20 protein-coding genes are annotated in these 21643 nt (G+C 62.2%); 12 read left to right on the top strand and 8 right to left on the bottom strand.

The features are described from left to right. Nucleotides 1–446, bottom strand: a 446-nt coding sequence (locus VGL01_RS03025) for an acyl-CoA dehydrogenase family protein (protein WP_331566937.1), incomplete at its 3' end; no start/stop codon positions are given. A 127-nt stretch (nucleotides 447–573) separates the two neighbouring features. On the opposite strand from VGL01_RS03025, the gene VGL01_RS03020 reads away from it, so the two are divergent. Then, nucleotides 574–1488, top strand: coding sequence for a LysR substrate-binding domain-containing protein (locus VGL01_RS03020; RefSeq protein WP_331566935.1), 915 nt, complete (start codon nucleotides 574–576; stop codon nucleotides 1486–1488). On the opposite strand, the gene VGL01_RS03015 is transcribed toward VGL01_RS03020, so the two are convergent. Next, nucleotides 1485–2639 carry a porin gene (locus VGL01_RS03015; RefSeq protein WP_331566933.1) on the bottom strand — a complete coding sequence of 385 codons (1155 nt, stop codon included), beginning with the start codon at nucleotides 2637–2639 and terminating at the stop codon, nucleotides 1485–1487. The two genes, VGL01_RS03020 and VGL01_RS03015, sit on opposite strands and share 4 nt — an antisense overlap. 271 nt (nucleotides 2640–2910) lie before the next feature. On the opposite strand from VGL01_RS03015, the gene VGL01_RS03010 reads away from it, so the two are divergent. From VGL01_RS03010 to VGL01_RS03000, 3 genes are read left to right on the top strand one after another with little or no spacing between them, the layout of a single operon-like run. Further along, nucleotides 2911–3873: a C-terminal binding protein gene (locus VGL01_RS03010; protein ID WP_331566931.1), complete on the top strand. Its 963-nt coding sequence runs from the start codon at nucleotides 2911–2913 to the stop codon at nucleotides 3871–3873. Between the two features lie 43 nt (nucleotides 3874–3916). Further along, nucleotides 3917–4945, top strand: a complete 1029-nt coding sequence (locus tag VGL01_RS03005) for an aminoglycoside phosphotransferase family protein (RefSeq protein WP_331566929.1) — start codon at nucleotides 3917–3919, stop codon at nucleotides 4943–4945. A 56-nt stretch (nucleotides 4946–5001) separates the two neighbouring features. Beyond that, on the top strand, nucleotides 5002–6588 hold the full coding sequence (locus VGL01_RS03000) for a methyl-accepting chemotaxis protein (protein ID WP_331566927.1): 1587 nt from the start codon (nucleotides 5002–5004) through the stop codon (nucleotides 6586–6588). Between the two features lie 172 nt (nucleotides 6589–6760). On the opposite strand, the gene VGL01_RS02995 is transcribed toward VGL01_RS03000, so the two are convergent. Together VGL01_RS02995 and VGL01_RS02990 are read right to left on the bottom strand one after the other, a co-directional pair. Next, on the bottom strand, nucleotides 6761–7882 hold the full coding sequence (locus tag VGL01_RS02995; RefSeq protein WP_331566925.1) for a porin: 1122 nt from the start codon (nucleotides 7880–7882) through the stop codon (nucleotides 6761–6763). 367 nt (nucleotides 7883–8249) lie between these two features. Next, nucleotides 8250–9053 carry a fumarylacetoacetate hydrolase family protein gene (locus VGL01_RS02990; protein WP_331566923.1) on the bottom strand — a complete coding sequence of 268 codons (804 nt, stop codon included), beginning with the start codon at nucleotides 9051–9053 and terminating at the stop codon, nucleotides 8250–8252. Between the two features lie 336 nt (nucleotides 9054–9389). Between VGL01_RS02990 and VGL01_RS02985 the strand changes: the two genes are divergently transcribed. The 6 genes from VGL01_RS02985 to VGL01_RS02960 all read left to right on the top strand — a co-directional run bounded on the left by VGL01_RS02985 (nucleotide 9390) and on the right by VGL01_RS02960 (nucleotide 14751). Next, on the top strand, nucleotides 9390–9884 hold the full coding sequence (locus tag VGL01_RS02985; protein ID WP_331566939.1) for a cupin domain-containing protein: 495 nt from the start codon (nucleotides 9390–9392) through the stop codon (nucleotides 9882–9884). A gap of 115 nt (nucleotides 9885–9999) precedes the next feature. Continuing rightward, the gene (eno, locus tag VGL01_RS02980) at nucleotides 10000–11325 is read left to right on the top strand and encodes a phosphopyruvate hydratase (RefSeq protein ID WP_331566921.1); all 1326 of its coding nucleotides are present in this window, start codon (nucleotides 10000–10002) and stop codon (nucleotides 11323–11325) included. Between the two features lie 53 nt (nucleotides 11326–11378). After that, the gene (locus tag VGL01_RS02975; protein WP_331566919.1) at nucleotides 11379–12401 is read left to right on the top strand and encodes a VOC family protein; all 1023 of its coding nucleotides are present in this window, start codon (nucleotides 11379–11381) and stop codon (nucleotides 12399–12401) included. Between the two features lie 7 nt (nucleotides 12402–12408). After that, the gene (locus VGL01_RS02970) at nucleotides 12409–12942 is read left to right on the top strand and encodes a carboxymuconolactone decarboxylase family protein (RefSeq protein WP_331566917.1); all 534 of its coding nucleotides are present in this window, start codon (nucleotides 12409–12411) and stop codon (nucleotides 12940–12942) included. A gap of 74 nt (nucleotides 12943–13016) precedes the next feature. After that, the gene (locus VGL01_RS02965) at nucleotides 13017–14126 is read left to right on the top strand and encodes an alcohol dehydrogenase catalytic domain-containing protein (protein WP_331566915.1); all 1110 of its coding nucleotides are present in this window, start codon (nucleotides 13017–13019) and stop codon (nucleotides 14124–14126) included. Nucleotides 14127–14409: 283 nt separating this feature from the next. Further along, entirely contained in the window at nucleotides 14410–14751 is a 342-nt protein-coding gene (locus VGL01_RS02960; protein ID WP_331566913.1) for a DUF4148 domain-containing protein, read from the top strand. A 19-nt stretch (nucleotides 14752–14770) separates the two neighbouring features. Here VGL01_RS02960 and VGL01_RS02955 read toward each other — a convergent pair whose 3' ends face one another. Together VGL01_RS02955 and VGL01_RS02950 are read right to left on the bottom strand one after the other, a co-directional pair. Next, the gene (locus tag VGL01_RS02955) at nucleotides 14771–15712 is read right to left on the bottom strand and encodes a LysR family transcriptional regulator (protein WP_331566911.1); all 942 of its coding nucleotides are present in this window, start codon (nucleotides 15710–15712) and stop codon (nucleotides 14771–14773) included. Between the two features lie 86 nt (nucleotides 15713–15798). Then, nucleotides 15799–16359 (bottom strand): NAD(P)H-dependent oxidoreductase, encoded by a 561-nt coding sequence (locus VGL01_RS02950; RefSeq protein ID WP_331566909.1) that lies wholly within the window; start codon nucleotides 16357–16359, stop codon nucleotides 15799–15801. 640 nt (nucleotides 16360–16999) lie between these two features. On the opposite strand from VGL01_RS02950, the gene VGL01_RS02945 reads away from it, so the two are divergent. After that, complete coding sequence (locus VGL01_RS02945) at nucleotides 17000–18016, top strand: succinylglutamate desuccinylase/aspartoacylase family protein (RefSeq protein WP_331566907.1); 1017 nt, start codon at nucleotides 17000–17002, stop codon at nucleotides 18014–18016. 66 nt (nucleotides 18017–18082) lie between these two features. Next, complete coding sequence (locus tag VGL01_RS02940; RefSeq protein ID WP_331566905.1) at nucleotides 18083–19441, top strand: MFS transporter; 1359 nt, start codon at nucleotides 18083–18085, stop codon at nucleotides 19439–19441. A 118-nt stretch (nucleotides 19442–19559) separates the two neighbouring features. Here VGL01_RS02940 and VGL01_RS02935 read toward each other — a convergent pair whose 3' ends face one another. Further along, a complete protein-coding gene (locus tag VGL01_RS02935; RefSeq protein WP_331566903.1) occupies nucleotides 19560–20678 on the bottom strand; it encodes a patatin-like phospholipase family protein in 1119 nt (372 codons plus the stop codon). A 190-nt stretch (nucleotides 20679–20868) separates the two neighbouring features. Next, the gene (locus VGL01_RS02930; RefSeq protein WP_331566901.1) at nucleotides 20869–21378 is read right to left on the bottom strand and encodes a DUF1697 domain-containing protein; all 510 of its coding nucleotides are present in this window, start codon (nucleotides 21376–21378) and stop codon (nucleotides 20869–20871) included. Nucleotides 21379–21643: the final 265 nt, after the last annotated feature.

Here is a 21643-nt window from a genome sequence, read left to right as displayed (position 1 = left end):
GAGCCGTGATCCGGTTCGGTCAGTCCGAAGCATCCGATCCATTCGCCGCGCGCGAGCTTCGGCAAATATTTGTTTTTGACCGCCTCGCTGCCGAATTCATTGATCGGGACCATCACGAGCGAGGACTGCACGCTCATCATCGAGCGATAGCCGGAGTCCACGCGCTCGACTTCGCGCGCCGCGAGTCCGTAACTGACGTAGTTCAACCCCGAACCGCCATACGCCTCGGGAATCGTCACACCAAGCAAGCCGAGCTCGCCCATCTCGCGAAAAATGTCGACGTCGGTATGCTCGCGCCGAAACGCATCGAGCACGCGCGGCGCCAGTCGTTCCTGGCAGTAGGCGCGCGCCGATTCCTGCACCATGCGCTCTTCGTCCGTCAGTTGCTGATCGAGCAGCAAGGGATCGTCCCATTTGAAGCTGGCTGACTTGTGCTGTGCACGCATTTCGGACTCGAAAGAAAGTGAGATTAGAGCCACTTTAATCACACCATGAGTCACGCACAAACGATTTGTTCGCACTGATCTGTGCGAAAATCTCACTTGTTGTCGGAGAAACCGGAGACCCACCGTCATGCGCAGAAAGATTCCCTCTACGGGCGCGCTCTGCGCCTTCGAATCGGCCGCACGGCACCAGAGCTTCACCAAAGCGGCGGACGAACTGGCCGTCACGCAAAGCGCGATATGCCGGCAGATCGGTACGTTGGAAGATTTCCTGGGAGTGAAGCTGTTTCGCCGGAGCCGTCGCGGCGTGGCATTGACCGAAGCCGGGGTGGCCTATAGCCGAAGGGTCGTTGCGCGCCTGAACGATTTCGAACGCGATACGCTCGAACTCATGGCTCGCGGCGGACAAGGCGCAACGCTCGAACTCGCCGTGGTCCCTACGTTTGCCACGAAATGGCTGTTGCCGCGCTTGCCGATGTTCCATGAGGCGCATCCGGACATCACGGTGAACCTGACCTCGCAGACCCGCCCTTTCCTATTCGAAGGCACCGAATTCGACGCGGCCATTCACGCTGGGCCCGGTATTTGGCCCGGCACGGAGGGGTTGCGGCTGATGGGAGAAACCCTCGTCGCGGTATGCAGCCCGGCGCTCCTCACTGCGCGCGGCGCACTGAAGCGAAACGACTGGAAGCGCTACACGCTCCTCCAGCAGAGCACGCGGCCCTACGCCTGGCGCGAGTGGTTCGCATCCCAGGACATGGAGGTCGAAGGCGATATGGCGGGACCGCGGCTCGAACTCTTCTCGATGGTCGCGGAAGCGGCGAAGCAAGGAATGGGCATTGCGCTCATGCCGCGCTTGCTCGTGGAGGACGAATTGAAAAGCGGCGCGCTCGTGCAAGTGTCCTCGCACGAACACCCGAGCAGCCGATCGTATTACCTGATCTTTCCGGAAGAGAAGGCGGAAAACGCGGCGCTGGGCCGGTTTCGCGACTGGGTCGCGAGGCAGGCCGGCAATGCTGCCGGCCTGCCCCACGCCGCGGCTTAAAATTTGTGCCGCAGGCCGACGCTCGTCAGGAATTGGTGGTTCGTCGACGAGGGGCCGCCGCTGCTGCCGATGAAGGCGCCGTTGAATATCGTCGAGCCCGCCCCGCTGACGGTTTGGTACTCGCCCATCAAATAAAGGTCGGTGCGCTTGGACAACGAATAGGCCGTCATCAGATTGAACTGATTCCAGCGCGGCTTCGCACGAACCGAGGCATTGGCATAGCTGCCATTGGTGAACGTGTACGATGCCGCGACTACCCACGCCGGATTGATCAGATACCGGATGTTCGCTTCGTAATTGTCGAACGTCAGATCGGTAGGCGAGCCCGTTGCCGCGGGGGCTAGCGTGCTGCCGCGATAGACCGCGCTCGCCGCGCCATAGTGCGAATGGCTCCAAACGAGGCCTAGTATGGCCGGTCCGATCGTATAGCCCGCCCCGACGCCCCATACCTGCTGCGTCGCCGCATGGAACGTCGCATCACCCGAGGTGGACGAACCGTCGAGGGCGCCCGCGGCGCCATCCCCCGGGTGGTCGATGCGCATGTACGCCGCGCTGACCGTAATGGGCCCTCTCTCGTACGTCGCCCCCGCACTGAATGCGCGATTGTCCGCAAAACCGCCCGCCTTATTGGAGAACGCATACAGCCCGCCAAATTTCAGGCCTTTGTAATCCGTGCTCGCGAATTTGACGGCATTGTCGAGCCGGAAGAAGTCGCCGAAGTTGTCGTTGTCCATGGGATGCATGAATTCGAGCCCGCCCACGAAGCTTTGCGCCAAGCTGCGCGGCGCGAGATAGTCGACCACGGAGTCGTACTGGCGGCCCAGCGTGACAGCGCCCCAGGGGTTTGACATACCGACCCATGCTTGCCGGCCGAACAAGCGTCCGCCTTGCTGCAACGTCCCGTTCGTGCCCGTGAAGCCGTTTTCGAGCTTGAAGATGGCCTTCAATCCGCCACCGAGATCTTCGCTGCCGGTCAACCCCCATCGATCGCCGACGATATTCCCGGTCGACGCCAATACGGCGCTATGGCCCCGCTGATTGCTGACATACGAAATGCCGTTGTCGATCAGGCCGTACAGCGTGACCGAGCTCTGAGCATGAGCCGCTGCGCAAAGACAGCCTCCGATCGCGAATGCGAGTTGCCGCTTCATTCCTTGTCTCCTGGTTGTTGTCCGTGTCGTCGGGTGCGATCGAATGCGTCACACTTGGATCTCGGTTCGCGCTAACGTTAGCACTGAGACGGAGAATATTTCGACTGCTCAGCTTACGACATTGGGGTTTTCGATAGCCCATCTCGAAGCCCATTGCAGGCATGGCCGCAGCGAATTGCCAGGCCGGCTGTGTCGCCGGCCGTCTTGGCAGGCATCGTTTCTCGTGCTAACGTTTGAGCACATTTCTCGATTCACATGAACAAGGTCATTCATGAGCGACACCGTTCTTCTCACCGACTACGCCTGGCCCGACGACAGCGTCGAGCGCGCCATCGTCGAATCGTCGGGCTTTCGGCTGGTCAGCGGGCCCGCATCGCCGGCCTCTGCCTCATCGATCGAAGCCCTCGTGCGCGAGCATCGGCCCGCCGGCATCTTGACGTGCTGGGCGCAAGTATCGGCAGATGCGATCGCCGCCGCACCGAATCTGAAAATCGTCGCGAGGCTCGGTGTCGGGCTCGACAACATCGCCGTTCAGACGGCAACGGCGCGAAACGTTCTCGTGACGAACGTGCCCGACTACTGCGTCGAGGAAGTCTCCGATCATGCAGTCGGTTTCGCGTTGGCCTGGACCCGTGGCCTCGTTGCATTCGACCGCGAGGTGCGCGCGGGACGGTGGTCGCCGGCGGACGCGAAGCTGCGCCGCTTATCGTCGCTGACCTGCGGACTGATCGGCTACGGACGGATCGGGCGCGCGACGGCACGCAAGTTCGCCGCCTTCGGATGCCGCGTGCTGGCGCACGATCCGTTCATGCCCGCCAATGCCGACGGGGTGCAAGCCGTCAGCCTCGACGAATTGTTCGCGCAAAGCGACATCGTCGTCGTGCATGCGCCGCTGACCGACGGCACGCACCACCTCGTCAATCGCGAGCGGATCGCGCGCATGCGGCCCGGCGGCCTGCTCGTCAACGTGAGCCGCGGCGCGATCGTGGATACGGACGCCGTTATCGAGGCGCTCGAAAGCGGTCGCCTCTCCGCGGCCGCCCTCGACGTGCTGGAATCGGAGCCCGCCGTTCCCGCACGCTTGCTCGAGCAGCCCGGCGCGCTGCTGACCCCTCATGTGGCGTTTTCATCCGATGCTTCGCTGCTGGAATTGCGCGAGCGCGCGGCGCAAGAAGTCGTCCGTGTCCTGCGCGGCGAGGCGCCGCGCAACCCCTGCAACTTGCGTAAGGTTTGACGGCAAGCGTGCCGTTTCGATTTTCCACCACTGCCGTCTCACGATGAACGAACGAAATTGCCCCGACCCGCGCCTCGACGCCTTTCTCATCGAGCATCGGCTCGCGGCCGCGAATGAACCTGCGTCCTGGCACGCTTTGACGGGCGGCGTATCGTCCGACATTTGGCGTGTCGATCTACCCGGACGATCGCTGTGCGTCAAGCGTGCGCTTTCCACCTTGAAGGTTTCCGCGCAATGGGAAGCGCCCGTTTCGCGCAACGCCTATGAATGGGCGTGGATACAATTCGCCGCGCAGCACTGCCCCGAGAACGTGCCCACGCCGCTGGCGCACGACCCGGTGCTCGGGGTGTTCGCGATGTCCTTCCTCTCCCCCGCCGAGCATCCGATTTGGAAGCAGCAGTTGATGGCGGGCGAAGTGGAGATCGCTACGGCCAAGGCGGTCGGCCGTTTGATCGGCAGCCTGCATTGCGCAAGCGCCGACAGTAGCGAGCTCGCCGATACTTTCGACACCGGGGAGAACTTCCGTGCGCTGCGTCTCGACCCCTACCTCATCGCGATGTCCGCGCGGCACCCGGCACTGGCGCACAGGCTGGGAACGCTCGCGCTTCGTACTGCCTCGATACGCACGGCCCTCGTTCATGGCGACGTGAGTCCGAAGAACATTCTCATCGGCCCCAACGGTCCCGTGCTGCTCGATGCGGAATGCGCGTGGTTCGGCGATCCGGCGTTCGATCTTGCGTTCTGCCTCAATCATCTGCTGCTCAAATGCCTCGTGCGCCCCGACAAGGTCGACGCCTTGATCATCTCATTCAAGGCGCTGACCGAAGCGTACTTCGACGAAGCGGACTGGGAATTGCGTGCAAGCCTCGAAGCGCGCGCGGCTGCGCTGCTCCCGGCCCTGCTGCTCGCGCGCGTGGACGGCAAATCACCGGTGGAGTATCTGACCGACGACCGGCTGTGCGACCAGGTCCGCTCGGTCGCCGTTCCACTGTTGCATGAACCCGTCGACCATCTTTACCAGGTGGCGGCGGCATGGGTCGAGGGCATCGGTCGCTATATGCCGTCAAGGTAGGCGTCGCGCTCGGCACGCGGCGCATCGACGAACAATAATTACGGAGACCGGCGGCCATGCACGCTGACAGAACAGCCAGCGGGATCGAATACGTGCTCGACGATTCGATCGCCATGATTTCGAAAGGCGATCTCGACGGCAAGATCACCTACGCCAATCGAGATTTCATTTCGGTGAGCGGCTACGCCGAAAGCGAACTGCTCGGCGCGCCGCAAAGCCTGCTCGCCCACCCCGACACACCGCATCAGGTGTTCGAGGATTTCCTGCGCACCGTGCGGTCGAATCGCACGTGGACGGGGGTCGCGAAAGGCCTTCGCAAGAACGGCGATCACTTCTGGGTCGAGATGACGGCGGCGCCGATCTATGTGAATCGCCGTATCGCCGGCTACATTACGATTCGCGCGAAAGCCTCCCCGGAGAAGATTCGCTCGGCGAGCGAGGCGTATGCCGCGATGAAGAGCGGCAGCGCCGAAATCGACGTCGACCAAGGCCGACTCGTCAGGCGATCGATCTTCCGGCGCCTGCGCGCCGAAAGGCGGTTTTCCGTCTCGAGGAAGATGAACGCGCTCATGGCCCTGACGATCGTTCTCTTCGCCGGCAACTTGGCCGTCCTTGCGCATGAGGGCGGCGGCGCGAGCCGCTGGGCCATCGGGTCGTCGGTCGCCGGAATCGTTTGCTGCTTGCTGGCCTCGCTATTGTTTCGCCAGGGTGTGACCGGACCGTTCGCACGGCTCAAGGACCATATCGACGCGCTGGGCGAAGGCAATTTGTCGCAAACGATCGAAGCGCACGGCGACGACGAGGCCGCGCGGATCCGGCACGCGCTGCGCATTCTCCAAATCAATCTGAAGCTGCTCGTCTCGCAGATCAAGGAAACCACGGCGCTGGTTGGCAACGGCGTCGCGCAGATCGCATCGGGCAACGCCGATCTTGCCGTCAGAACGGAAGCGCAAGCCGCCTCATTGACGCAGATCGCCGCCTCCATGGCGAGACTCACGGCGACGGTGGCCGAAAATTCGGAAAGCGCGCGTGAAGCGGAGGTGTTGTCCACGACGACGTCGAGCGTTGCGGCAAAAGGTAGGCTGGCCGTCGGCAAAGTGATCGAGACGATGAAGTCGATCGAAGACAGTTCGCACAAAATCGTCGACATCATCGGCGTGATCGACAGCATCGCATTTCAGACGAACATCCTCGCGCTGAACGCGGCCGTGGAAGCGGCGCGCGCCGGCGTGCAAGGCCGCGGTTTCGCCGTCGTCGCCGAGGAAGTGCGCAATTTGGCGCGACGCTGCGCGGATGCGGCGAAGGAAATCAAATCCTTGATCGGCGATGCGGCCGAGCGGGTCGATGCCGGCGGCCGGCACGTGACCGATGCAGGCGAGACGATGACGGACGTCGTCGCCGCCGTCGAACGCGTGGCGATGGTGCTGAGCGACATATCGACGGCCAGCAGTTCGCAAAGCGACGGCATCGTGCAGGTGAACGAAGCGCTGGCGCAGGTCGAGCATACGACCGAGCGCAACGCGGAACTCGTGGATCAAGCCGGACTCGAGTCTCGCCGCATGCAGGAAGAAGCCGGAAAATTGGCGAAACTGGTCGAATCGTTCAAGCTTTCGGGCGCGGCGCGGGGCGCGCGCGCTTCGTGACGATGCGGCGATCGGCAAAGCATCCGGCGAGCGGCCCAGTCGCGATCAAGGGGATCAGGCAAAAATCGCCGAACTCGGTCCCGTACAACTCGCTGTGTCAGCCGACACTCGTCGTGCGTGGAAGTACGCCGCCGCTCCACGGGAGCGGCGAGGCGCTAGGAAAGCGGCAGCTTTAGAACGCGGTCATCACCCCGACGAACGCACCCGCTTGGGCGTGCCCGTAGTTGGGATTGCCGTTCGACGCCGTATTGGTCGCGGGATCGTAGTCGTTGTTGCCGTATGGCCCGTCGCTCAAGCCGATGTTGGAAGTCGCGCTGTTACGAACGTAGGCCATCTCCGCGTATAAAAAGGTGCGCTTCGACAGGTCGTATGTACCGCCGAGCGTATAGAGCGTTGCGTTGCCGTTGCCGTGATTGGCGTTCGCATGATAGACCGCCGCCATGATCCCCGTTGCGGGCGTCACCCTCCAGGCCGCGCCGATCCATTCGTGGTCCACTTGCGTGGGCGCGGAGACGCCCGCCGGCTGCGTACTCGACGCCACGCCGACGCTGGCATCGGTTGCATTCGGCGCGCTCAGATGCTGATAGCCGGCGTACACTCGCACCGGCCCGAACGAATACGCGCCGGCTGCCAGAAGAGACCGCGAGTGGGCATAGACGTCGTTGAACGAGCCGTCGGCGCCGCGAATCTCGTCATAGATCACGCGCCCGCCCGCGTTCGCGAACTGATAGAGCATCTCGATGCCATCGGAGCGGCCCTGGCCCGTCGCCGACGATGCGCTGTTCCAACCCGTATTGTTGGTCAGGTCGTACTGGCCTTTGAGCGAAAAGCCGCCCCATGTCGGCGTCTGATACTCGAAGCCGTTCGATGCGCTTGCCCAATTGCGGGCGCGAACCAAGGTTTCGATCGAGTAGCGTTGCATCATTTGAGGATCGACGGGCCAGCTGTCTTGCGAAAGCTCGCCCGCGCCCAGGTTGCCGAGCTTGAACGTACCGAAGCGATCGTTGGCGAGCCCCACGGTCGCGTGACGGCTGAACAAGGCGCCCTCCGATGCGCCGGTCATCGTGTCGAGCTGTCCTTCGAGATTGAATATCGCCCGGGTTCCGCGGCCTAGATCCTCCGTGCCGCGCAGCCCGAACCAGGAGCAACCCCAGTCCCCGCTCGATGCGGTGAAGAGGTGCCCGGTCGGCAAACCACTCTCGTACCGTATCCCGTTGTCGATACGACCGTACAACGTGACGCTGCTTTGCGCGTGTGCATTCAATGCCACGCCACTCAAAAAAACAACGGCCATGCTTCTTTGTCTCACTTGTCTTCCTTTTATTTAATTAACGTCTTAAAAAATCGCTGCCTGATGTCAGCGATAGTGGAAAAACATTTGAATCCGAGAACGCAAAGGCAATACGCCGCCACAGCGCCAAATCGGCGCTGGGCGACACAATCGGTTTGAATGCAACCCGCTTGGATTTTTTCGTGTGAAACAGAAACGGCTTGACGATCCGCGAATCGTATTTCCGGACGCGCGAGTAACGCCGGAGGATCACCGCCCGGCGCTAGCCAACGTGCGCAGCGAGGCGATGCGATCGAAACCCGCGCGTGGCTCGGCCCGATGCTGCGAGGAGCGATGCCTACCCGGAAAGGTCAGACGGTCGTTTGACCCGTCAATCGCTTCGACCGTGCGTCGGCGTCTCCGCCACGACGCTATTGCGCAACACGCCAATCGGTGCAATGTCGATTTCGACGGTGTCGCCGACGTGAATCGGCCCCACGCCGGCCGGCGTGCCGGTCATGATGACGTCGCCCGGCAGCAGCGTGAGATATCGGCTCAGATAGGCGACGAGGTACGGCACCGGAAACAAAAGGTCCGCCGAATTGCCGTTCTGACGCACCTGCCCGTTCACACGCGTGACGATTGGTACATTCGACGGATCGAGCCCCGTGACGATAGCGGGGCCGAGCGGCGCGAACGTATCGTAGCCCTTGCCCGCGAAGAGGCATCCGAACGCGCTTTCTCGCCGTTGCAGGACTCTATCGCTGACATCGTTGCCGCATGTGTAGCCGAATACGTAGTCGAGCGCCCGAGCTTCCGTCACATGCCGTGCAACTTTGCCGATGACGACGCACAGTTCGCCTTCGAAATGCACGATCTCTCCATCGGCGGGATACACGATCGACTCGTCCGGGCCGATCACCGCGGTGCTCGGTTTCATGAACAGCACGGGCAGATCCGGAACCGGCTTGCCGACTTCGTTCGAATGCGCCTTGTAGTTGTAGCCGAGACCGAAGATTCTCGGATGCTCGACCGGCGCCAACAGACGCGCACGACTCAATAGATCACGCTCGCCGCTTCGCGCGAGGCCGTCGAACGGCGAACCGGCCAAGCGCGCGATCGTGGCGTCTTCGGACACCAGGCCGTAGTAGGTCGCTCCGTCGAGCGCATAGCGAACAATCTTCTCGGACGACATCGATACTCTCCAGGGTCGTGGTTTTGCTAACGTTAGCAGTGCGGAGGCACGAGGTCAATCCACCTCGTGCGACAGAATGCGCGTATTTCCGCTATTGACAGATCGAATGACGCTCTGCCAGAATTTGTGCAAACGTTAGCAAACAAGGAGACGAGCCATGCAGCCAATCCGTCGTGCCGAAGGCTGCCCTTCGGGCGGGCCTGCCCTTGCGCCCCAGGTACGTGTCCGTCTTACCTCGGGGGAACGGCCGTGAACGAATCGAATCTGCCGGCCTCGGACGGCGTGCCGTTGGCGATACGTCGCGTCGTCACTGGACATGACGAAACGGGCGCATCGATGGTGGCGCACGACGGCGTCGCGCCCCGTTCCGATGCATTCCGGCACGTTCCGGGCATGATGTCCAGGCTCATCTGGGCCACGGACCCTGCCCCTGCGCTGCCGTCCGACGGCACCGATCCGACCTTGTCCGTCACGAGCATCGTGCCGCCGCGATCGGGCACCCGCTTCCTGGTGGTGACGTTTCCGCCGGACCGCGTCTTCGGTGCACCCGGTTTCGATCCGGCCGCGGCCGCTGCTGAAAATCTCGCCATCAGCCCGGGCCTCGCCGAATTGTTCGAAGCCGACGGCATGCATACCACGCCGACGATCGACTACGGAATCGTGCTCGACGGCGAGATTTGGCTCGAACTCGACGACGGACGGGCCGAACTGCTGCGCCGGCATGACGTCGTCGTTCAAAACGGCACCCGCCATGCTTGGCGCAACAAAAGCGACCGCTCCGCGACGCTCGCGTTCGTCTTGATCGGCGCGGCCAAAGACGCGGCGCCCTGAACGCAGGCGACTACGGGCCGCTTACACCATTTCATTCGATCATTTGATCGGCGCTCGCGCGGGCACCGAATACTTCGCCTCGAAGGCATATACAAAGACACCAAGAGAAAAACTTATGACTGATGCAACGATCGCCAACCTACACGGGCGCCGCGTCTGGGATTCTCGCGGGCGACCGACCGTCGAAGTCGAAGTCACGCTGGCCAACGGCGTCAGCGGTCGCGCCATCGCACCCGCCGGCGCGTCCATGGGCACCGGCGAAGCCGTCGATCTGCGCGATGGCGGCAACGCCTTCGGCGGGCTCGATGTGACGAATGCCCTGGCCGGCGTCAACGGACCCATCGCGAGCGCGCTTCGCGCAAAAGATGCCTACGATCAAGCGGGTATCGATGCGGCGCTCGTCGAACTCGACGGCACGCCGAATCTGAGCCGGCTCGGCGGCAATGCGGTCGTCGCGACTTCGATGGCCGTGCTGCATGCGGCAGCCGCTAGCAGCGGGCAACCGCTCTGGCGCTATCTGGCCGGCGACGGCCCCGTGCGCATGCCGCTGCCCGAAATCCAGATCTTCGGCGGCGGCGCGCATGCGGCCCGCCGCGTCGACGTTCAGGATTTCATGGTGATGTGTCCGTCGGCGGGCAGTTTCAGCGAAGCCCTCGAATGGACCGCCGAGGTCTATCGCGCCGCGGGCGCCCTCATGAAGCAAGCGGACAAACTGCAGGGTGTCGCCGACGAAGGCGGGTACTGGCCCGCATTCGACAGCAATGAAGAAGCGCTCGAAGCATTGACGCGCGCGATTTCGGACACCGGGTTACGCCCCGGCAAGGACGTCGGCATCTCGCTCGACATCGCCGCATCGGAATTCGGCCGCGATGGACGCTATACGCTCGCGCTCGACGGAAGGACGCTCGACACCGCTCAATTGATCGACATGCTCGGACGCTGGCTGGATGCCTACCCCATCGTCTCGATCGAGGACCCGCTGGCCGAAGACGACGAACCCGGCTTTCGCCAGTTCACACAGACCTACGGCTCCCGCTGCCAGATCATCGGCGATGACTTTCTGGTGACGAACGCTGCGCGTGTCGAGGCGGCCGCATCGTCGGGCGCGGTCAACGCGGTGCTGATCAAGCCCAACCAGGCGGGCACGGTCAGCGAGGCGCTCGCCGCATTGCGCGCGGGGAAAAAGGCCGGATTCGGCACGATCGTCTCCGCACGCTCGGGCGAAACGGAAGACGTGACGATCGCGCATTTGGCCGTCGGCTGGAACGCCGGTCAGCTCAAGGTCGGCTCGTTCTCGCGCTCCGAGCGCATGGCGAAATGGAACGAGGTGCTGCGCATCGAAGAAGCCCTCGGAAAACAAGCGCTCTTTAGCGGGTGGGCGGCGCTGCCGTTTTACCGCGCGTCGGCAATCGACAGCGGCAGCGCCCGCCGTCAGTGCTAACGTTAGCTACCATTTGCACGATCTGCTTGCACGACCCTTCAGCGAGGACATCCATGCTACCCACCGTCAATCTCAAGCCGCCGTTCAACATCACGCGTGCGAGCCATATCGTATTGAACGTCGCCGATCTGGCGAAAAGCCGCGAGTTCTATGTGGACATCGTCGGCCTCGTCGTCACGGAGGAAACCAGCGACATCTGTTATTTGCGCGGATTGTCCGAGGCTTGCCACCATAGTCTCGTGCTGATTCAGTCGAAGGACGCCGCATCCACCTGCAAGCGCATCGGCTTTCGCGTCTTCCTCGACGAGGACCTCGACCTCGCTTATGCGTTCTTCGAGGAACAAGGGTTGCCGGTGCAATGGGTCGACGTCGCCCACCAAGGGCGGACGCTGCACGTCGAAGACCCGTTCGGCACGAAAATCGAGCTCTGCGCGCAGATGGAAACGCGTCCGCGCCTCTATCTCGACCGCGATAAATTCAAGGGCGCGCACGCCCAACGCATCGACCACTTTCAACTCTTTTCGCCCGATACGTACAAGTCGTGCGAGTTCTACAGCAAGCTCGGTTTTCGCAATTCAGAATACCTGGCGCATGGTGAAACGCTGCTCGGCGCGTTCATGTATCGCAAGGGTACCTGCCTCGATCTGGCCATCGTGCAGAACGACGGACCGTGCATGCATCACTTCGCGTACATCGTGCCCGAATCGCACAATATTTTCACCGCCTGCGATTTAGCGGGCATTTACGGCTATGCGCATGAAGTCGAGCGAGGCCCCGGGCGCCATGGCCCGGGCGGAATGCTGTTCGTCTACGTGCGCGATCCGGACGGCCACCGCGTGGAATTGTGCGACGGCCACTATCAAACGATCGACGTCGAAGTCGAGCCGGTTCGCTGGGATGCCGCCTCGCTCAGCACGAGCGTGCGCTGGGGACTGCCGGCACCGCACCGGTGGTACTTCGAAGCCTCTCGATTCGAGGGTGCCGAAATCGTCGAAACGTCGAGCAAACCCAAGCCCGAAACGCTCGAAACCTACATCCAAAACCAATCGGCTCTCGGCCGAACTCACACACGGTAACGATTAAATGGCACGCGTCAAATATCTTCAACGTTCCGATCTCGTCGGCGTCAACGATACCTTGTTCGATCGTCTCGAACGCGAACGCAAGGTCCCGACCGCGAATATCTTCCGCGCGCTTGCGCACGCGCCGGATATCCTCGATCAATTCCTGTCTTACGCGAACGCGATCCGCGGCTCGTCGATCAGCCCCAAGCTGCGCGAAATGGCGATCCTTACCGTGGGTCACTGCACGGGATCGGAATACGAGGTCGCGCATCATCAATCGCATGGGCTGAAGGCCGGCATCAGCGCCGAGCAATTGAAAGCCATTCCCGAGTTCGAGACGTCGCCTCTTTTCAGTGAAGAAGAACGCGCCGTGATGGCCGTGGCCAAGGAATCGACGCTGAAGGTCGACGTCAGTGACGCAACGTGGCAACGCGTCGCGGCGTTTCTCGACGAACGTCAGCTCGTCGAGTTGGCGCTGAACGTCGCTTGGTACAACTCGGGCGTTCGCATCATGGGCGCGCTGGGTATCGAACTCGAAGACGGCTATCGTTGAGACGCGATGGGCTCGCGCGGCGCTCGCGCAGACGAACAGACAGGCACGGCGATTTGACAAGCATAGAGGTAGACATGGAAAGAACAATGGTTGCAGCGCGGCTGCACGCACTCGGCACCCCAATGACGCTCGACACGATTCCCGTTCCGAAGCCGCGGCCGACGGATGTGCTCGTGCGCGTCAAGGCATGCGGCATCGTGCCCAACATGGCCAATGTCATCAACAACTGGCCGACGTGGTTTCCGCATCAGCCGCTGCCGAAGTTTCCCGCGATTTTCGGGCTGGACCCGGCCGGTGTCGTCGAAGAAGTCGGCGAAGCCGTCATCAATGCGAAACCCGGCGATCGCGTCTATGTGAGCCCGCTGCGCTCCTGCGGTTCATGCAAAGCGTGCCGGGCAGGCCGGCGTAGCGAATGCCGCTATTACACGCTCAACGGCTACTTCAGTACGAGCCGCGACGGTCAGCGTATTTTCGATCTGTATCCCTACGGCGGTTTCAGCGAGTACATGACAGCGCCCGAATATGCGCTCGTCAATATCCCGGACAATCTGAGCTTCGAGCAGGCGGGGCGCTTCGGCTATCTGGGCACATCGTACGGCGCGTTGAAGAATGCGGGCGCCGGCTCGGGCCAAGTCGCGTTGATCGACGGCATCACGGGCACGCTCGGCGTGGCTTCGACGATGCTCGGCCTCGCGATGGGCCTCACGCGCATTCTCGGCACGGGGCGAGACGAGCATCTGCTCCAGCGCATCAAGGCGATCGCACCCGATCGCATCGAAGTCATGAGACTCGGCGACGGATCGGTGGGCGATTGGGCCAAGTCGCTGACGGGCGGCGAAGGCGTCGACTTCGTCATCAGCGCGCTCGGCGCAAAGGCGCCTGCCTCGACGATGCTCGATTCGATGAAGGGCGTCAGACGCGGTGGCAAGGTCGTCAACGTCGGCGGCGTGGCAGAGGACCTTCCCATCGACGTCAAATGGCTGATGGACGAGCAGGTGCATTTGATCGGCTCGAACTGGTTCACGACGGCTCAAGGCCAGGAAATGGCGGATATGGTCGGCACAGGCGCCCTCGACCTTTCATATCTCGAACACCGCAAATTCCCGCTGTCGCGCGTCAATGAGGCAATCTCCGGCCTCAAAGATCGCGATGGCGGCTTCAGCAACTACGTCGTCATTCCTTAAGCTCTTATCCTGCGAGCGCCGTACAAGCGCGGCAGTCGCGCTCCAGGTGACGATGCGCCGGTCGGCCAGCTCATTCGAGCTGGCCTTTTTTTATAGGCTCGTCACCGGCGCCCCTCCTGTTTCGCTCGATCGCCATTACCCGCATTACGCGCATCGCCGGCAACGGTGCATTCCCCGCCATAGGTATTCACCCTAATCGCTCACCTCACTACACTGCTTACATCGGTTGCAATCAATCGATCGAGATCGACAACGGATGTCGCAGTCCAATACAGAGGTAGCCATGAAGAACACGCTGATGCAGACCATCGTCGTTGCAATCGCCGCAACGGCGCCGATCGTTGCGCTCGCGCAAGCGCAGGGCCCGGCACAGGTCACGCGCGCCCAGGTCAGGAGCGAACTCGTTCAGTGGGAGCAATCCGGCTACTCGCCGCTCGGCAGCAACATCGACTATCCGGGCAACCCGCAGGCAGCCGAGGCGCGTGCAAGCGTGCAGGCGAACAACGCGGAGGCGACGACCTACGGCGGCAAGCCGGGAGGATCGACCGAAGCGGGCTCGCGTGCCGCCGCTCCCGCGAAATCGCTGTATCTCGAGAACGCCGGCTCGCTGTACGTCGGCGACTAGGGTCCCGGCTCGAGGATCGTCAGCGTGGGCGGTCTATCGCCGCCAACGCACGATGGTCGGCCTCGAACGCCGCGGGCAGATCCTCGCGCAGGAAAGCGATCCATGTGCGGATCTTCGCATCGACGAAATGCCTCGATTGATACAGCGCATGGACGAGAACGGGCTGCACGTCATACCCGCGCAGAACCCTGACGAGGGCGCCCGAAGTGAGGCCGGGCAGCGCAACGGCGGCGGGCAAAATGCCGATTCCGAGACCGCTCCTGACCGCCGGCTCGAGTGCCTCGATCACGTTGACGGCATAACGCGGCGCACCGATCTCCACGGCGACGGGTGCGTCGGCGCCATCGAAGACCCACTTGTTGAACGGAAACACCGGCGTGGCGAGCTGCAGACAGGAATGACGACACAAGTCCTCAGGCGTCTCGGGCTCGCCATGAGCCGCAATGTAGCGCGGCGAGGCACAGACGACGCCCGAAGTGCTTCCGAGCCGAACGCTGATCAGCCCCGAATCGGGTAGCCCGGGCGCGACGACGATCGATACGTCATAACCTTCAGCCAAGATGTCAGGCACCGTCCCCGACAACGTCAGCTCGATCCGCAAGGAAGGGAACTGCTCCTGATATCGCAACACGGCAGGTACGACGAGATGATGTCCGAAGCTCGACAGCGCGTGCACGCGCAAACAACCCGACGGGTGCTGCCGAGCGGCATTCGCTTCCGCCTCCGCCTCGTCGATGTTCGCCAAAATCTGCCTGCATCGATGTAGATATCGTTCGCCCGCTTCCGTTAGCGTTGTGTGTCTCGTGGTTCTATACAGCAGCCGAGAACCCAGATGATTTTCCAGCGACGAGATGGCGCGCGATGCCACGGAAGTCGTCACGTTGAGCTTGCGTGCCGCCGCCGCGAAGCCCCCCTCCGAAGCGACTTTCGCAAAGACGCGCATACATTGAAGTGTGTCCATGGCAATTTTGCGGGCCGCGGTTCGGCGAGGATTCCCACGGGAACCATGTCGCCCGCGTGTTACGGAGAAAGGAAGCGCGGCATCGTTTAGCCAGCCGACAATCGCTCGATCCATGCGCCGAAGGCGCTCACGAATCGCTTCAGGAAGTCGGTCGTAGCGGCATGGTTCAAAGCGCCGCTATCGTCGAAGAGCGCGGTCACGTTGCCAACGTATACCTCCGGCGTCGCCATCACGTTCACCCCGAGACAAACCAAAGACTGCCTGAGATGATGACTGGCGCCGAATCCGCCCATGGCGCCCGGCGAGGCGCTCACGACCGCCGCCGGCTTACCGTTGAGAACGCTCGATCCAAACGGTCGCGAAAGAACATCGACAGCATTCTTCAACACGGCCGGAACCGAACGGTTGTATTCAGGTGTCACGAACAGGATGGCATCCATGCTGGCCAACCGGTTGCGTATCTCCAGCCACGGAGCGGGCGCGTCCGCCTCCAGGTCGTCGTTATAGAACGGCAGCGCCCCAATTTCGACGATTTCCATCGAGAGCGCGGGACGCGCAAGTTTCGCTAGCGCATAGGCCAGCATCCGGTTGAACGATTTCTTGCGCAGACTTCCAACCAACACCGCCACCTTATACGGTACGGACATCGACTCCCCCTTTTCTTTCCGATGAATGCTATCGTTAGCATAGCATAGAGCTTTAATTGGGCGGAGAATATGCTGAGGCTTCGTGGGCCACAAAGGACATTCGCCATGAACTCGACCACCCCCTTTTTCCGTGGAGCGTTGGCTTGCATCGGCTTGGCGCTGTCGGCGTGCGGTGCGACGCCTCCCGCTCCCGCGAGCTCGCTTCGCACTTCCGCCCAATCAACCGACGCTCGACCGATAACCATCGTGTCCGGCACATACGGGGAAAACTGCGGCACGGCACTCGGCAACGCCACGCTCGAGCTATCGCATCAATGCGACGGCCGCCGAAGCTGCAGCTACGTTCTTCCTCCCGCTACGCGCAACGCCAAGCCCGCCTGCCGCCGCGACTTCCGCGCTGAATGGCGGTGCAGCGACACCGAATTGCACACGGCCAGCCTGAGCGCCGGAGCTCGATCCGGCGACGTCCTGGTCCTCAGCTGCGAGAGAGAGAACGGCGCAGGTAAATGACGTGAGCAAGGCCTGGCGGGTGATGCTCTGGAGGCATCGCCCGCCGCAGAAAACGGCATTGGGCATGCGGCTTTGGGTCGGCGATAGTAAAGGCAACCGGGGCGCCGCCCCGATGCCTAGGGATCGCACCATGTCCAATCTTGCATCGCTTATCGCCACTGACGTCGATTTCGAGCGCACGGGTTTTCAGACCGGCACGCTCAGGCTTCCCTGGTCGCACGATCGGTCGGGCTACGGCCATGTTCCCATCCCGCTTGCCGTGCTCAACGCCGGAGCGGGCACTGGTCCCACCGTTCTGCTGACGGGCGGCAACCACGGCGACGAATACGAAGGCCCTGTCGCGCTGATGAAACTGTTGCAGCGACTTCCTTCGATTACCATACGCGGCCGTCTCATCGTAATCCCGGCCCTGAACTTTCCGGCTTTCATCAACGGCACACGCACGTCGCCCATCGACCGCGGCAATCTGAACCGGCTTTTTCCTGGCGCACGCAACGGGCAGCCGACCGAGATGATCGCGCACTACGTTGAAACCGAGTTGCTTCCACGCGCCGATATCGTGATGGACTTCCATGCCGGAGGTGCGTCGTTCGAACACCTTCCCACGCTTCTTGCGTCGCCACCGGGCGGGGGCGAACGTCGCGAGCTCTATTTCGACCTTATCCGCGCATTCGGTGTGCCGAATACGATGATCATGAATCTGCTCGGCGAAGACCGGACGTTCGCGGCGGCGGCCGAACGTCACGGAAAGCTGTTTCTTTGCGGTGAATTTGGCGGCCATGCGGGCTGCGACGCGGCCAACCTGGCTATCGTCGAAAGCGGGCTGCACCGCACACTGTACCGGCTTGGCGTCGTTCCGGAAGACCATCCGTCGCCTGCTGGACAGACGCGCTTTTTGCGCGTGGAAGGTGCGCGGCACTATGTGTATTCGCCGCTTCCCGGCGTCTTCGAACCTGCCTTCGCGCTCGGCGATCGCGTTCGGGAAGGACAGATCGCGGGCCGGCTTTTCGATCCGCACCGCCCGTGGCAAGCGCCGCAGGAAATCCGGTTTCATGCCGACGGCACGGTGGTTTGCATGCGCACATTTGCGCGCGTGGAACCCGGTGATTGCATCGCATTGCTGGCGGCGGATGCCTGCATCGATTGAGCGCCGAAGAAGCATAACAATGGCGGTGACTTCCTATTTTCCCGACTCATCATGCGGAGACAATGTATGAGCGCCCATCCTCCTTTGGCCCAGCAGGCAGAGGACGCTGCCCCGCCTGCTTTCAGCGACGTGCGTCCTGCCTACGTCGTAGCGCTGTTTTTCGTCTGCTTCGCGTTCTCATATCTGGATCGCCAAGTCGTCAGCATTCTCGTGCAGCCGATCAAGCAATCGCTCGCGCTCACCGATACGCAAATCGGCCTGCTGCAAGGCCTTTCGTTCACCATGTGCTATGCAACGGCCGGCGTTTTCGTCGCACGGCTTGTCGATCGAGCCAATCGCGTCAAACTGATTGCCGCTTGCATTGCAATCTGGGCGATCTCTACAATGGCGTGCGGCTTCGCCTCGAACTTCCCGGAACTGCTGGTTGGCCGGGCAGGCACTGCGATTGCCGAGGCGGGGTTGAGTCCAGCGGCTCTATCGATCTTCAGCGACATTTTTCCGCCGCGCCGCGTGGCGCGCGCGAGCAGCGTATTCATGCTCGGGCCGTATGTGGGAGGCGGCATCGCTCTCTTCGGCGGCGGCATGCTGCTATCGGCGGCACATGGTTCAGGCGGCGCATGGCTTTCGGCACATGGCGTTCAACCGTGGCAAGCCGTGTTCGTTGTAGTCGGATTGCCCGGTCTAGTATTGGCTGCGCTGGTGGCATTCACGGTTCGCGAACCGGTCCGGCTCGAGACCCTCGTGGATGCGAAGCAGGCCAGGGAGGTCATGCCGTCCCTGCGCGATGTCTTGATCGAACTGTTCGTGCGCAATCGCTTCTGCCTGCCTTATTTCGCGGCATACGTGGCGCTCATTACGTTGTTCTATTCGCACGCCGCCTGGTTTCCGACCTTGCTGATGCGGCATTTCCACCTTGCACCGAAGACGATTGGTCAACTGGCCGCGCCCGCATACATGATCGGCGGCACGCTCGGCGTTGCGTGCGCCGGCATGCTCGCGTCACGCGTCACGGACGAAAGCGCGTTGCGCAAGGTGTTGGGTTTTTCCGCCGCCGCGGTTGCAACGCTCGTGCCGGCCGCGATCGCCATGCCGCTCGTGGGTAATAGCACGGTGGCAGTCGTGCTTTATGGGGCCTGCGCGTTCGCTGCGAGCATTGCGATGGGATTGGCGCCCGTCCCGTTGCAGATCGCCGTGCCGAACCGCATGCGCGGCCGCTCGCTCGCATTGCTCGTATTCATGACCAACGCGATCAGCGGCGGCGTGGGGCCGCTGGCGGTCGGTGCGCTGAACGAGCACCTTGGGCACGGAGGCGACAGCCTCGGCGTGGCGCTGGCCTTGACCGGCGGCGTGTCCGCGCTGATCGGCGCAGCGCTTTATGCCGTCGCCATGCGGCGTGTGCGCGTTGTGGAGGCTGACCTCCGGTGACGTGATGCATAGCCCGCTTGTTTAACGGCGGCGAAGAGCGATGTTTTTTTCGAGCATCGCTTTCGGCCAATGTCGCCGGCTCCTCATCCGGGCAAACGTCAAACGCGTCATTCACCTGCTAGTTTTCATCCGCGCTGTAGACCGTCAATCCTTCGACTGGGTCCATCGGTGCATCCCACGGGCGCGCGGCAATGGCCCGCATTGCTGCTTCATAGCCGGCGCGCTGTCGCGAAGCGATGCCGGCTGGGGTGAAATCGATATCCTTTAACTGGTCGTCCCCATCCAGGCGAGGCGCAGCAAGTTTGATCATGCGCATGGTGGTGTGGCACCCCCAGGCGGCAAGCTCCTGGACTTCTGACGAGGCGCGCTCCGTTTCCGGCAGACGCTTGACCAGTTCGCGGATCACATGGCGCAGACGGTGAATCTGCTGCTGACGCGCGATGTGACTATCGGTGCGACTGGCGTACTGGATGTCCTTTTGCCGTTCCGATATCTGCCATATGCTTTCCGGCTCCGGGCCGATCGGGTTCCATACCTGCACCGAGAAGATGACCGAACTCTTGCGGGGCTTGTCATCCAGTACCACCTCGACCGGGGTGTTGGAATAGACGCCGCCGTCCCAATACGGTTCTCCGTCGATCCGCACTGCCGGGAACGCCGGCGGCAGCGCGCCCGAGCTCATGATGTGCGCGGCATTCAGCCGTTGATCGCGCGAATCGAAGTAGCGCATCGCGCCCGTGCAGGCGTGAACTGCGCCCACGGTCAATCGCGGATGCCCGGCGTTCAGCAGATCGAAGTCGACCAGAGAAGAAAGCGTATCGCGCAACGGCTCGATCATGTAATACGACGCTCGATCCACCCCGAGACGGGCGAGCGGCCCGAGCCAGGATGTCGGATTGGGCTGGAAGAATCCTTCGATGCCCCCGCCGATGATCATCCATTTCGCAAAGATTTTGTCCCAACTCGGCCAAGCAACGGATACGTCGAGGCGGGTTCGGTCGGTCACCTGGTTCCAGAATTCCGCCAGCCGTTGATAACGGCGCTCCGGTGGATTTCCGGCGATCAAGGCTGCGTTGATCGCACCAATGGAGGTGCCGATCACCCAGTCGGGCTGTATGCCCGCTTCGTCCAGCGCCTGATAGACACCAAGCTGATACGCGCCTAACGCACCACCACCCTGAAAGACGAGTACGACTTGCCCGGGCAACTCTGTGCGCGCTGGTGGGTTTGCTCTCATCGATTGCCTCGCTCGTCTTTTCGTCAGCGCGACCTGGGTAAGGTGCCCCACGCACAGTTTCACGGGTGGGGGCAGCGGTACGCGGGGCGAGCGCTAATCGATTGCCGCGATGGGATCCCGCTTACTTGGCGTTGCGTGACGGCGTGCAACGATAGGATCCGATGCCATCAACAAGTGTAGGACGATCGGTCTACGCTGCCGTCAATTCGGCGAGCTTTGCCACGGTGTTCATGTTGCGGGCGGTTCCGGACTTGGCGGCCGGAATCTTCAGCTTCGAGTGCGCCATTCCATCTCCATAGTGCACGTAGATCTCCCGCTTTCCGAGCGCGATCTCTTCCATCTGCTGGCCGCTCACGCCGGCCAGGGTGTCAGCTGGTGGCGGCGCATCGAGGAAGATAGCGACCGTTCGATTCGGCGCAGCCGATCGGAAAGGATTGTCGGCAAGAACCGCATCCAGTTCCGCACCGGTTCGAATCATAACGCCCACCTGCTTGCCGGCGTATGTCTCCAGGCAACGCTCCAGCTTCGTCTTCACCGAGGCTCCGGAGAGCTTGCTTTCGAAGACGACGTTGCCGCTCGCGATATACGTGCGTACCTTGGCAAAGCCGATGGATTCGCACATCGCCCGCAGCTCGGACATTGCGAGTTTGCCCGTGCCGCCGACGTTCACGGCACGCAAGAGAGCGACATATGTGTTCATCGGTGCATTCTATCGCCACATCCGTCGACGTTGCGTTGGGAATGGATTGGAACGCAACAACTTGCAAAGTTGACATGTAGGTACATCGACGTAGCATATTCAGCATGAATTCATTGCCATTACGGGCTCCGTGATCGTGATTGCCAAGCGTTCGTTGCGCGACCGACTCAGGCATTGGGTTTTGCCGGCCGGCGCCGACAGCGCCGCACGCGTGCTGCTGATCAGCCGGAGTTTGCGCGGCTTATGTGACGGATACGTCGCTGTA

The organism is Trinickia sp. (genome assembly GCF_036503415.1).
Classification (GTDB): Bacteria; Pseudomonadota; Gammaproteobacteria; order Burkholderiales; family Burkholderiaceae; genus Trinickia.
This window is presented reverse-complemented; position numbering and strand designations above follow the sequence as displayed.

What these genes read in the sequence shown, in the direction of transcription:
- VGL01_RS03020 (WP_331566935.1), top strand. Translation starts at nt 574, where the DNA reads ATGCGCAGAAAGATTCCCTCTACGGGCGCGCTCTGCGCCTTCGAATCG.
- VGL01_RS03015 (WP_331566933.1), bottom strand. Translation starts at nt 2,639, where the DNA reads ATGAAGCGGCAACTCGCATTCGCGATCGGAGGCTGTCTTTGCGCAGCG.
- VGL01_RS03010 (WP_331566931.1), top strand. Translation starts at nt 2,911, where the DNA reads ATGAGCGACACCGTTCTTCTCACCGACTACGCCTGGCCCGACGACAGC.
- VGL01_RS03005 (WP_331566929.1), top strand. Translation starts at nt 3,917, where the DNA reads ATGAACGAACGAAATTGCCCCGACCCGCGCCTCGACGCCTTTCTCATC.
- VGL01_RS03000 (WP_331566927.1), top strand. Translation starts at nt 5,002, where the DNA reads ATGCACGCTGACAGAACAGCCAGCGGGATCGAATACGTGCTCGACGAT.
- VGL01_RS02995 (WP_331566925.1), bottom strand. Translation starts at nt 7,882, where the DNA reads ATGGCCGTTGTTTTTTTGAGTGGCGTGGCATTGAATGCACACGCGCAA.
- VGL01_RS02990 (WP_331566923.1), bottom strand. Translation starts at nt 9,053, where the DNA reads ATGTCGTCCGAGAAGATTGTTCGCTATGCGCTCGACGGAGCGACCTAC.
- VGL01_RS02985 (WP_331566939.1), top strand. Translation starts at nt 9,390, where the DNA reads ATGGTGGCGCACGACGGCGTCGCGCCCCGTTCCGATGCATTCCGGCAC.
- eno (WP_331566921.1), top strand. Translation starts at nt 10,000, where the DNA reads ATGACTGATGCAACGATCGCCAACCTACACGGGCGCCGCGTCTGGGAT.
- VGL01_RS02975 (WP_331566919.1), top strand. Translation starts at nt 11,379, where the DNA reads ATGCTACCCACCGTCAATCTCAAGCCGCCGTTCAACATCACGCGTGCG.
- VGL01_RS02970 (WP_331566917.1), top strand. Translation starts at nt 12,409, where the DNA reads ATGGCACGCGTCAAATATCTTCAACGTTCCGATCTCGTCGGCGTCAAC.
- VGL01_RS02965 (WP_331566915.1), top strand. Translation starts at nt 13,017, where the DNA reads ATGGAAAGAACAATGGTTGCAGCGCGGCTGCACGCACTCGGCACCCCA.
- VGL01_RS02960 (WP_331566913.1), top strand. Translation starts at nt 14,410, where the DNA reads ATGAAGAACACGCTGATGCAGACCATCGTCGTTGCAATCGCCGCAACG.
- VGL01_RS02955 (WP_331566911.1), bottom strand. Translation starts at nt 15,712, where the DNA reads ATGGACACACTTCAATGTATGCGCGTCTTTGCGAAAGTCGCTTCGGAG.
- VGL01_RS02950 (WP_331566909.1), bottom strand. Translation starts at nt 16,359, where the DNA reads ATGTCCGTACCGTATAAGGTGGCGGTGTTGGTTGGAAGTCTGCGCAAG.
- VGL01_RS02945 (WP_331566907.1), top strand. Translation starts at nt 17,000, where the DNA reads ATGTCCAATCTTGCATCGCTTATCGCCACTGACGTCGATTTCGAGCGC.
- VGL01_RS02940 (WP_331566905.1), top strand. Translation starts at nt 18,083, where the DNA reads ATGAGCGCCCATCCTCCTTTGGCCCAGCAGGCAGAGGACGCTGCCCCG.
- VGL01_RS02935 (WP_331566903.1), bottom strand. Translation starts at nt 20,678, where the DNA reads ATGAGAGCAAACCCACCAGCGCGCACAGAGTTGCCCGGGCAAGTCGTA.
- VGL01_RS02930 (WP_331566901.1), bottom strand. Translation starts at nt 21,378, where the DNA reads ATGAACACATATGTCGCTCTCTTGCGTGCCGTGAACGTCGGCGGCACG.